Origin of the sequence: Maribellus maritimus (assembly GCF_022267315.1) — a bacterium.
GTDB classification, from domain to species: domain Bacteria; phylum Bacteroidota; class Bacteroidia; order Bacteroidales; family Prolixibacteraceae; genus Draconibacterium; species Draconibacterium maritimum.
Window position 1 is genome coordinate 59,008 of sequence record NZ_JAIKLE010000034.1, and the last position, 10,247, is coordinate 69,254.

The 10,247-nt window shown below is 38.0% G+C and carries 6 protein-coding genes, 1 pseudogene and 1 riboswitch; of the genes and pseudogenes, 2 read left to right on the top strand and 5 right to left on the bottom strand.

Annotation, left to right across the window (positions count from 1 at the left end; translation table 11 throughout):
- Window positions 1-35 precede the first annotated feature (35 nt).
- The 5 genes from K5G00_RS22935 to K5G00_RS22955 all read right to left on the bottom strand — a co-directional run bounded on the left by K5G00_RS22935 (window position 36) and on the right by K5G00_RS22955 (window position 6,620).
- Window positions 36-1,163, bottom strand: coding sequence for an ABC transporter substrate-binding protein (locus K5G00_RS22935; protein ID WP_238768805.1), 1,128 nt, complete (start codon window positions 1,161-1,163; stop codon window positions 36-38).
- A 2-nt stretch (window positions 1,164-1,165) separates the two neighbouring features.
- Entirely contained in the window at window positions 1,166-1,885 is a 720-nt protein-coding gene (locus K5G00_RS22940) for a hypothetical protein (RefSeq protein ID WP_238768806.1), read from the bottom strand.
- Window positions 1,886-1,890: 5 nt separating this feature from the next.
- Window positions 1,891-2,754, bottom strand: coding sequence for a sirohydrochlorin cobaltochelatase (locus K5G00_RS22945; RefSeq protein WP_238768808.1), 864 nt, complete (start codon window positions 2,752-2,754; stop codon window positions 1,891-1,893).
- A gap of 75 nt (window positions 2,755-2,829) precedes the next feature.
- Complete coding sequence (locus K5G00_RS22950; protein WP_238768809.1) at window positions 2,830-4,302, bottom strand: PepSY domain-containing protein; 1,473 nt, start codon at window positions 4,300-4,302, stop codon at window positions 2,830-2,832.
- 119 nt (window positions 4,303-4,421) lie between these two features.
- Entirely contained in the window at window positions 4,422-6,620 is a 2,199-nt protein-coding gene (locus tag K5G00_RS22955) for a TonB-dependent receptor (protein WP_238768810.1), read from the bottom strand.
- Between the two features lie 127 nt (window positions 6,621-6,747).
- Window positions 6,748-6,951, bottom strand: a riboswitch (cobalamin riboswitch).
- A 1,308-nt stretch (window positions 6,952-8,259) separates the two neighbouring features.
- Here K5G00_RS22955 and K5G00_RS22960 point away from each other — a divergent pair.
- Both K5G00_RS22960 and K5G00_RS22965 read left to right on the top strand, forming a co-directional pair.
- Window positions 8,260-9,306: pseudogene (locus tag K5G00_RS22960) on the top strand (IS4 family transposase).
- Between the two features lie 243 nt (window positions 9,307-9,549).
- Complete coding sequence (locus K5G00_RS22965) at window positions 9,550-10,119, top strand: hypothetical protein (RefSeq protein WP_238768811.1); 570 nt, start codon at window positions 9,550-9,552, stop codon at window positions 10,117-10,119.
- Window positions 10,120-10,247: the final 128 nt, after the last annotated feature.

Here is a 10,247-nt window from a genome sequence, read left to right on the forward strand (position 1 = left end):
TCGTTACTTCTATTCAAGATATTCATTCTGCATTTCTACTTTAATAATTCATAAAACTCCGGTTCATAATCGGGCAAAAGTGTCGGATGAAGAAAATAGATGTAATCCGCAAGGATAACATCGGGTTTCATTGCATTTTGCTCGTAGTACGGTTTTTCCCGTATATTACAGGCAAAAATCCGGTTATTTTTAAAAGCTCTAAAATCGCCATAACGCGGGTCTTCTGCTACCATCGACTCTTTATTATAGCCGACCGGGTCGGGCAATAAAATTCGCCAGTAATCGCATTCGGCGGCAGTGGCATATACACTTTCAAAATCAAGCGGATAAGCTGCTTTTTTATCATCTTTAAAAATATATTCTGCGCCGGCATCTTTAAAATAATGAGCATAGAAACTGTCGCCACCCGGTACATACCAGGTTCCCGAACGCATTTTGCCCGAAAAAATAGTTGGCCGTTTTTTAACTTTTGCAGCCCGTGCTTTTAAAGATTCATATCGATTGGCAACTTCGTTAAAAATAGAATCAGCCTTTTCTTCCTGATTTGTAAAAGCCGCCATCATTTTTATCCATTCGGCCCGCCCCAGCGGTGTTTCTTCTTCGTACGCCGCCATCGGAACCAGGTTAAAACCCAAACTTTTCAAGGCATCATACCCTCCGGTTTTAAAAGGCGAAACGAAAATAACGTCGGGATTCAGGCTGGCAATCAGTTCCGTATTAAAGTGCCCTTCCTTCCCTACACGTTTTACCAAACCTGCATCAATCCGTTTATTCATTCCTTCATGATAAAGATGGCGGCTGCTATTGGTGGCAACAATATTTTCAATGTTATCGAGCGCAAAAAAGTAGGTAAGCTGCGTTGACGACAAACAGATAATTCGCTTGCAGGGAACCGGAATTACTCCTTGTTGCGGCTCTTCCGTTTTTTCTGCGGGAACCAGTTTGAATGTTTCAAAATTTGTGCTGTCGCTGCCAATGCCGTATATTTTCAATATCTTGAAATTATCGCCATTTTGTATCTCAAAACTTTTGGCATATTTAAGAGATAAAGTTTTAAGTGTAACAGCGCTGTTTTTTTCAGATGTTTTTTTGCTACTATTAGAACATGAACTTCCCAATAATACGACACTTAAACAGAAATAATATACCAGTAATCTTTTCATTGTTATTCGTTTGTTGATTCATAAACCAATGAGCTCACACATAAACCATTCTTATTGTATAAGAATTCTCGTTTCACATCGGGTTTTGCTCCCATAACATATTGGCGCAGATATGATTTTTCCGTCCCATTGGGATTGTACCGATAAAAAGTTTTCACCAAGGCATCCCCATCTCCGGATAAACGCCATTTTTCATCCAGTTTTTCATTTGCATAAATACACTTGTAATTGTTTTCTGAAAGTAGTTTGTTTTTGCTATTGTATCTTTTCTTATTGATACAATCCCCCTTGTCAGAATAAACGGCAACAACACTCTTCGACAATACCGAATCTTTGTAATAATCCGTTTGAATTACCTGCCCCTGCTCGTTATATCTATAAATACGCTTTTCTTCTGTATTTTTAGTAAAATCGTATTTAATGCAGTGTGTCCTTTCGTTTTCAGGAGAGTAAACATAAACGTAACGAACCAACATTAAAGTGTCTTTACTGTATTTAACCGTTTCAATTTTGTTTCCGTTTGCATCGTAGATATAATGAACAAAACTCACTAAATTGCGCTCCTCGTCAAACGATTGTTTTTCTATTTGTTGATTTTTAGTATTGTAAACATACTTTCTGACTCCGGTAAGCTTAAAGTTGTTCTTACTTTGGCAAATTCCACTTTCCCCCATAATTAGAAGAATACAAAAGGCAATGAATATAAATGTGTATTTTTTCATGTCAATTATAGCTTATTAAAAACCTCTTTTAAGTGTTTTATCCAGATGGCATTGATGGCATCAAATTCGGCCAATCCTTTTAAAACCGGGTTCACTGTAAACCCGGCAGCTTCGAGTTGCGATTTCCAACTGTCGGGTTCATCGCCGGCCATATCATTTTTGGCATGGTCGCCGGCCACCGACAAAAAAGGCTGTAGCCACACGGTTTTTGCGTTTTGCTTTTTTAATGCTGAAATTACTTCGTCCAGACTTGGGTAACCTTCCACTGTTCCGAGAAAAATCGAGGGCGATTGCTGCCATAAGTAATACTGAAGCCCGGGATAGTAAATATTTGACTGGTGTGAAGTTCCGTGTCCCATCAACACTACAGCATCGGTAGATTTTCGTTCTTCCGGTAAAACAGAATGAAGTGCAGCACAGGTCTCTCCAATATCATTGTGATGGTAAAGCAGAGGTTTCCCCAGTACTATTTTTTGCGTATTCTTCGGAATATGGTTAAATGCATTTACTGTTCTTTGCAGGTTTTCGAACTCTTCGCCAGGAATAACGTGTAAGGACTGAACCGCAATTTTTGTAAAACCATCGGCTCCCATTTTTGCAAGCGCTTCAGCCGGGGAATCAATCGCACGACCACGCTTTTTCAGAATATTACGAACGATATTTGACGTAAATGCCCAGCGGACTTCTACTCCGGGAAAGGTTTCTTTTGCCTGTTCCTCAATATGACCGAATGCCGACTGGGCACTGGCATAACTGGAACCAAACGATACCAGCAGAATGCCTGTCTTTTCTATTTGTTTATGCTCATCCATTCCACTTGCTGTCAAGTTTATAAGAAAAATGGCTATGGCTATTATTTTGATTTTCATATTTGTTTTATTTTTTTCTCACGGATTGACGCGGATTACTTCGCAGATTGGCGCTGAAAGTATTTTCTGCGAAAATCAGCGTGAAATATATTTTTCTTTCTTCTTACTTTTTGTTTTTCTCTTAATCCATTTCCAACTCAGCGCTACACCCGAAAAGCTTACTACAATTCCACCCAACGAGAGAATAACAAGCAGGAGTTTTCGCAGCCAGTCGTGTTCCACCAAAAATTGAAAATTGAATTTGTGCAATCCCTGATAAAGCCACCGGTGTATTTTTTTGTTCTTTGTATATGAAGCAACTACTTTCCCGGTTTTGGGGTCGATATAAATTTGATTTTGCGCCCCATTATTCCAGCTTATCTTATATACGGGGAGCGGCCGTTTAAACATCCCTGATTCCTGATAATAATTATCATATTTGCGTTGTTCGTCAACGCAAAAAGAAGTGTTTTCAAAAAGACTTTTCGCCCTATTTTCTATTTGTTCCAGCGAAACCGTTTCCTGTTTATAAATAGTATCGGCAGTGCAAACATACACTTCCGGTGTTTGATAATCGCTGTAATACACCCACCATGCAGGTTTTCCCAAACTGTTTTTCCACTCTAACTTTCGAACGTTGCTTTTATTTTCAAGCGTCTGCCATAATCCGGCAAAGGAATGACCGGCATTAACCTGCTTCTTTTTCGATTTTTCCCAAATCTTCCGAGGAGAGAAAGTCTTTTGGCCGCTATTCCCTTTTTCAGGAAAATCGACAACTGAAAACAGCCCGCTGAGCAAAAAGGTAAATACAAAAAATCCAAAAAAGAAGCCGGAAATGTGATGCCATTTAAACCAGAATTTCTTATAGGGCGTAATGTCTCCAGCCCACTTTCTTTTTCTACGTTTTTTCATACGGATGATTCCGGCAATCATTCCGGAAAGACAGACGAACAAGCCAATTGATGAAAGCCAGATAACAGTTTTGTTCCAAAGCTGCACTTTCAGGCGTAACGAGCGAAAATATATCCAGTGGGGAATAGCTCCTACACGCGCCATCCAGCGTGTTTTCCGATTGGTTTGCTGAACAATAGTACCGGTTTTTGACGATACATAAAACACCGTGTGCTGCTTGTCGTTCATATAAAACTTATAGACAGGGAGCAAGGCCTGATAATAACTCCAGGGCATCCACTGGTCTAGTTTATTGATTTCAACCGATTTCAAAGCAGAAGCTCCCAAAAAACGTTCAGCTTCGTTTTTACAGATTTCTTCGGAAAAATCAGGAATACGCTGAAGTGTTGTTGCATCGTAAACCTGCTGCGCCCTTTTTCCCATAGCTATCCGATACACCGGTCTGTTATTTAATTTATCTAACCCAACAGCGCCTTTAATGGAATCGGGTAACGGTTGAATGGCCTCAAAATCGGATAAAGAAAATGGCTCCAGAAAAAGGAAACGTTCTTCGCGCGAAGCGTGTGGAAAGCCTGCAAAAATGAGCACGATTCCGGAAACGAACCAAACAAAAAACATCAGGCTAAGGGAAATACCCGTAACCTGATGAATTTTCAATGTTATTTTTTTGAACAGACGCATGTGCTGTTTTTTATTTCTCGCTGATTAACGTTGATTCTTTTCGCAGATAATCGCAGAATGTTATCATAAATGCTTCTGTAAATCAGCGTAAATCGCTACTGGTTTATTGCAATTTGCAAACTCACAAAATAGGTTCGTCCGGGACTAATTGTTCCGTAATGCGAACCGTAAGGACTGTCGTCCACATAATCAAAAATGTTGTCAATTCCGGCAGACAGGTCAAAAACAAAATCGCCCGGGCCATAAAACCGATGGATGGTTGTCAACTTCCACAAGTTATATCCTTTTGCATTTCCTTCGTCGTCATCAAAAAATTTCTCATCCTGAAAACGGGCATTCAGATTCGCTGTTAGCTGGTACTTTTTCCAGTTATGGACATAGCCCAGGCGTGCATTTCCATAATTCTCTGCCACTCCCTCCAGGCGGATATCATCGGTTTTGTTTTTTGCATCCACATAACTATAACCACCACCTATTGAAAATCCTGCTCCAAGATTCGCATTAAAAAGAAAGTCAATTCCTTTGGTTCCGGCTTTTGATATATTGTAATGCCTACGCGTTCTTTTAACTCCATTGGCAGCATCTTCTTCTGATGTTTCTACCGTTTCGTAATCAATCAAATCATCCACATCATTCTGATAACCAGTAACACTAAAAGAAAACCCATCAATTATATATTCAGCAGAGAATGCATAATAATCAGAAGTTTGTGGTTCTAAATCAGGATTTCCAAGAAAAAGATAAACAGAGCTTCCCATTGGCTTATCGTAATGATAATAAAGTTCTTTCAATGTGGGAGCTTTAAAACCGCGGGAGTAAGTTGCCCTGAAATTAAAGTCTTTTAAATTGTACAGAGCCGATAGTTTAGGAGTGAAAGCACTACCAAACTCTTTATGATTTACAAACCGGGCACCAACAACTGCCGAAAGGTTTTTAACAATTTTCATTTCATCCTGGGCATACAAGGCAAGCGTATATGCATCGGCTTTTTCTCCCTCCAAACGCCCTTCCGATTCCAATTCCTCATTGACATATTCGCCGCCAACCGAAAGTTGATGGCTTTTCGAGAGTTTGAAAATTCCTTTTAAATTTAACGCATTACGCAATTGTTCGGTTTGCTTTGCTTTATCATCAGCCTGAAAACCATCAGCAGGTTGATTGTATTTATAATAATATTTGAAATTATCGGAGTTCCAATCGAGTGTGAGTTTATTGCCTTTTCCGAGCAGGTATTCGGCTCCTGCTACATAGCTGAAATCATCGTAGGAATATCCGTATTTCCCAACTGTTTGCGGACGCAGAACATCGCGTTTGTATTTTGCCCCCTGCACATACACACTTAGTTGCTGGGTAAGGTCGTATGAAAGTTTTTGGTTAAAAGTAAAGTCGGTTGAAGCATTTTGGGCCATAGCATCGGTTTCCTCTAAATCGTCGTCATCCAGTTCGTATTTGCTTAACTGCCATCCATCGGTGGCTTTTCGGTCGAAAGAAGTAGTGGAGGAAAGACGGCCAAAATTAAGGTCAAGACTGTGGTGGTGTATCCACTCGCCATAACTTCCATACCGATTGCTGGTAACTACAGCCGCTTTGCTTTTTGATTTTTTGGTAATAATGTTCACTACCCCGGCAATAGCTTCGGAACCATAAAGTGCAGAAGATGCCCCTTTTACCACTTCAATACGTTCCACATTGTTGGGATTAATGCGGCTCAGGTCGGTCTGTCCGCCAACGTCGCCATAAACCCGTTTGCCATCAATTAACACCAGGATATAATCATTCCCCAGCCCGTTGATCTGCATGAAAGGCCCCATTGCTCCGGGGCTAAAATCAAAAGAAGGACTCACGCCCAGCATCAAGTCATTAAAATCTGTAGCTGCAATCCTGTCAATCAGCTTTTTATCGATAAGTTCAGTTTGAACAGGAGCACTTTTCAGGTGGTGTGGCGTACCAGTTCCGGTAACCACCACTTCTCCCAATGAGCTGGTAGAAACTTCAAGTAAGAATTCAGATTTTGTTTCCGGGCCTGCAAGTGTAATTTCTTCCTTTACCCTGTGGTAGCCAATGCAGGAAACAATTACTTCGTAAGTTCCCGATTTTACATTTTTGATGACAAACCGACCGTTTTTGTCGGTTACTGTTCCAAGCGTAGTTCCATTAAAATACACATTGGCTCCCACCAGCGGTTCGCCAGAGTTTTTTTCACTTACCGTTCCTGTAAACGATCCATTTTGTGCCCAGATAGCAGACACGCTGCACAATAAAATGCAGGTTAATAACCAGTTGATTTTTGGCATGGTTTAATTATTTAAAAGTTAAACAATTACACCTTGCACTCCAAAGTCAGTTATAAACTGACATGATAAAAAATAATGTTGAACAATTATTGCTCGCAACATTAACTCCTTACCCGGAAGCAAAATGTTTATATCACTGATTTTGGCAGGTTTTCTGGCTCGCCCCGGATTGAAACGCCTTCCCATTCTTCATTTTTGAACAGTGGCAAAAGATTTTTTCAATCCTTCAACAGGGCTTACAGCTGCGGGTACAGCTCCGGTTTTTCACCGGATTCCCTTTTTATTATTCCTGATGTTATCAGAAATAATCACCTAAAATCGAGGGTAAATGTATTGATTAAAAATCAAACGGGATAATATTTATTAAAGGAAAAGAAAGTAATAATGAAATTTAGAAAGAGTATATTTTGACATTAAATACTGCTTATAAGATTACTTAAAAGCTTCAATTTTTTTATTAAATGGTTCGAATTTTGTATCGTTTGGTTTACTTTACGGTGACAAATTCAAACAACTTGAGTTTGTACCGTTTTTATTTCCTCTTAGTTCATCGTCCAACAAACGAATACAGTCCAACGCTTCATTTACTCCTTATAATTCGAAATTGAAATCCATCCAAATGTTAGTTTTAGGTGAAGATCGAACTAATGATTTTTCCTTTCTGGGTAATGTTGCCATTCTCGTATAGAGTGGATTAAATTTCGTCTATGTAAGATATTTCCTTTGAAAGATTTTAGTTCGTCAGGGCTTATTAACGGTGAGGCCATGATCTTAGACACAAAATAGTTTACATATTAATAAATACAACACCTTTGCCGGCTCCACAGATTCGATAGAAATTGATAGGGTTGATCTGTTGTCTCTTGTTATGATTAGAGATTTATTAAATCAATCGAACAAACTGGAAAATCTCGTACCTTTATAAGCAAAAGTCGCTCTTTGTTATATTGAACAAAAAGAAGAAACAAACAGAAATTCGCTCATTTCTAAATCGTTACCTGTCCGCGAAATTATTTCTGCAACTTACTTTTTTTCAAACACATAATCAGAATCACACGTCTTGTTCGGTGGATATACCAACGCTGGATTCACCCCCAATTATCCGTTCCTTTTGGACGGATAACCGCACGAAAATCCGCTACTAAACTTATACCAACCATCAGATTATCAAATGATTGAAATAGATTCAAATCAAGTCTTTTCTTTCTGATATGGTCTCCATTGGTAAAAAGTTCTTTCGGATATGGTTTACGGTTGGGTCTCTTCGCTCTTAATTCGATGCTACAGATGGGCAACGAAACTATGAAAGTTAAGCACTATTAAGAACCCTAATCTTGGATCGTTTTGCATACCTACAATACCTACTCAAGGATATTATAAAAGCATCCAATCCAGTTAAAGAACCATTAACACGTTGTTTTAAATGATTCTTTGCAAGAAAATGTTTTACAATATCTTGATATATTAATAAATAAGTATGATTACAAACGTTTAAAAACACATATATTGACACTAATGGGCATTAAAAATTAATAAACGTTCTTTGAAATTCTTTGTTAGTCGTACTTGTAGCGATTATTGATAGCGTGACGATTTGAATTGGAAATATGGATTTTTGTATATAAACAAGCAATTATCCATGAATCAAGGCAAATATATCTTCGCTCAACTTACAGATTTTTTACCCAGGCGAATCTTTGATCGGATTGTGAGCAAACACAATGGAAATAAGTATGAAAGAACTTTCACGTGTTGGAATCAAATGCTCTGTATGTTATTTGGGCAACTTACTTCAAGAGACAGTATGAGAGATTTACTTCTCAGTCTTGAAGCTCATAAATCCAAATACTACCATCTTGGATTTGGCCCAACCGTATCGCGAAGGAATCTCGGTATTGCCAATGAAAAACGTAGCTATAAGATCTTTGAAGAATTTGCATACGTTCTCATTAAGGAAGCTCGTGAAAGCTGCTATAGATCGGACTTTGAGCTCAACGTTGAAAACAATGTTTATGCATTTGATTCATCAACTATCGATTTATGTCTGAGTGTATTTTGGTGGGCAGAGTTTCGGAAAACAAAAGGTGGTATTAAGCTACACACCTTATATGATGTTAAAACATCAATACCAACGTTTCTACATATCTCAAATGCCAAAATACACGATGTTAATGCTCTTGATTTTATCACATATGAGCCAGGAAGCTTCTAAGTGATCGACAAAGCTTACATCGACTTTAAGAGACTGTTCCATATGAACCAACAGCAAGCCTTCTTTGTAACAAGAGCAAAAGATAATATGCGGTTTAACCGAATGTATTCCAATCGAGTTGACAAAACAACTGGGGTAAAATATGATCAGATCGGTAAGCTGGAATCCTACTACCCAAGCAGAGAGTACCCTGAAAAACTTCGGAGAGTCAAGTATTACGATACTGAAACAGAAAAGGAATTTATATTCCTTACCAATAACATGAACCTAAAACCTACTGAAGTTGCTTATCTGTATAAAAAACGCTGGGAAGTAGAGCTGTTTTTCAAGTGGATGAAACAACACCTAAAGATTAAATCATTCTGGGGAATAACCTTGAATGCGGTAAAAATCCAAATGTATTGTGCGATCATCGCCTACTGTCTTGTTGCCATAATTGGTAACAAATTGAAAGTTGACCGCTCAATCTACTAAATATTACAAATCCTTAGCATATCTCTACTCGACAAAACACCTGTAAGAGAAGTGCTTACAAAATACGATTACAAAAATATCAAAGAACAAAAAAATAAACAATTAATAATCAGTGGGTTTTAAGTGCCCACTAATGATATATTGATATAAATCATTTACCTCAAAAATTGTTATGGTACATTTACACACTAGTTATAGGCAATGTTGAAATTCAAAAATGCAGTATAAACAAAATTCAAAAATATGAGAAATATTATCTATCTTCTGATTTGCTCTTTGTTCTTAGTGAGTTGTTCTGCGAATAGATACTTGAATTATATCAACACCAAAATTAACAATGACATTAAGGTAAACTTAAACGTTGATTCTATAAGTATTTTTGACCACAGAACTAATATTTCTGACAGTGACATCAAATTACCTTTTATGTCGCATCCCAAACAATTAGTTAGAAACATTCCTCCAATAGATAGCACTCATATAGAGACCATTAAAAATACAATTAAACAATCCTGCTCTGGAGATGAGGAAAGGGTAAGAATCAATGTCAATATTGTCGAAGCATATAAAGAATTTTCTGCTACGTTCGCAAGCGAGAAAGAAAAAGTCTATGTTGAAATTCAACTTGACATGGTTGATAGTCAAAGTAATTTATCTGTTTTGTGTTCTTCTCATGCCGAGTATGATTTAACGGTATCAGATGCGAAGCATAAAAATTTTGAAGAATTGTATTTGTTAGCTTTTAAGGGAGCAATTATTACATGTTTAGAAAAAGTTAAAAATGAACCAAATACACCGTACACTAATGATTAAAAAAACCCTATAAGGGCCGAAGTTGATCCTTTACTGCTCTTCTAAACGTTCTTGCTCTTCCTGATATTTGAAATATTTCTTGATTTTGTCTTCGTCAAGCCCAATAGTGTCGGCACAATATCCTCGCG

What these genes read in the sequence shown, in the direction of transcription:
- K5G00_RS22935 (WP_238768805.1), bottom strand. Translation starts at nt 1,163, where the DNA reads ATGAAAAGATTACTGGTATATTATTTCTGTTTAAGTGTCGTATTATTG.
- K5G00_RS22940 (WP_238768806.1), bottom strand. Translation starts at nt 1,885, where the DNA reads ATGAAAAAATACACATTTATATTCATTGCCTTTTGTATTCTTCTAATT.
- K5G00_RS22945 (WP_238768808.1), bottom strand. Translation starts at nt 2,754, where the DNA reads ATGAAAATCAAAATAATAGCCATAGCCATTTTTCTTATAAACTTGACA.
- K5G00_RS22955 (WP_238768810.1), bottom strand. Translation starts at nt 6,620, where the DNA reads ATGCCAAAAATCAACTGGTTATTAACCTGCATTTTATTGTGCAGCGTG.
- K5G00_RS22965 (WP_238768811.1), top strand. Translation starts at nt 9,550, where the DNA reads ATGAGAAATATTATCTATCTTCTGATTTGCTCTTTGTTCTTAGTGAGT.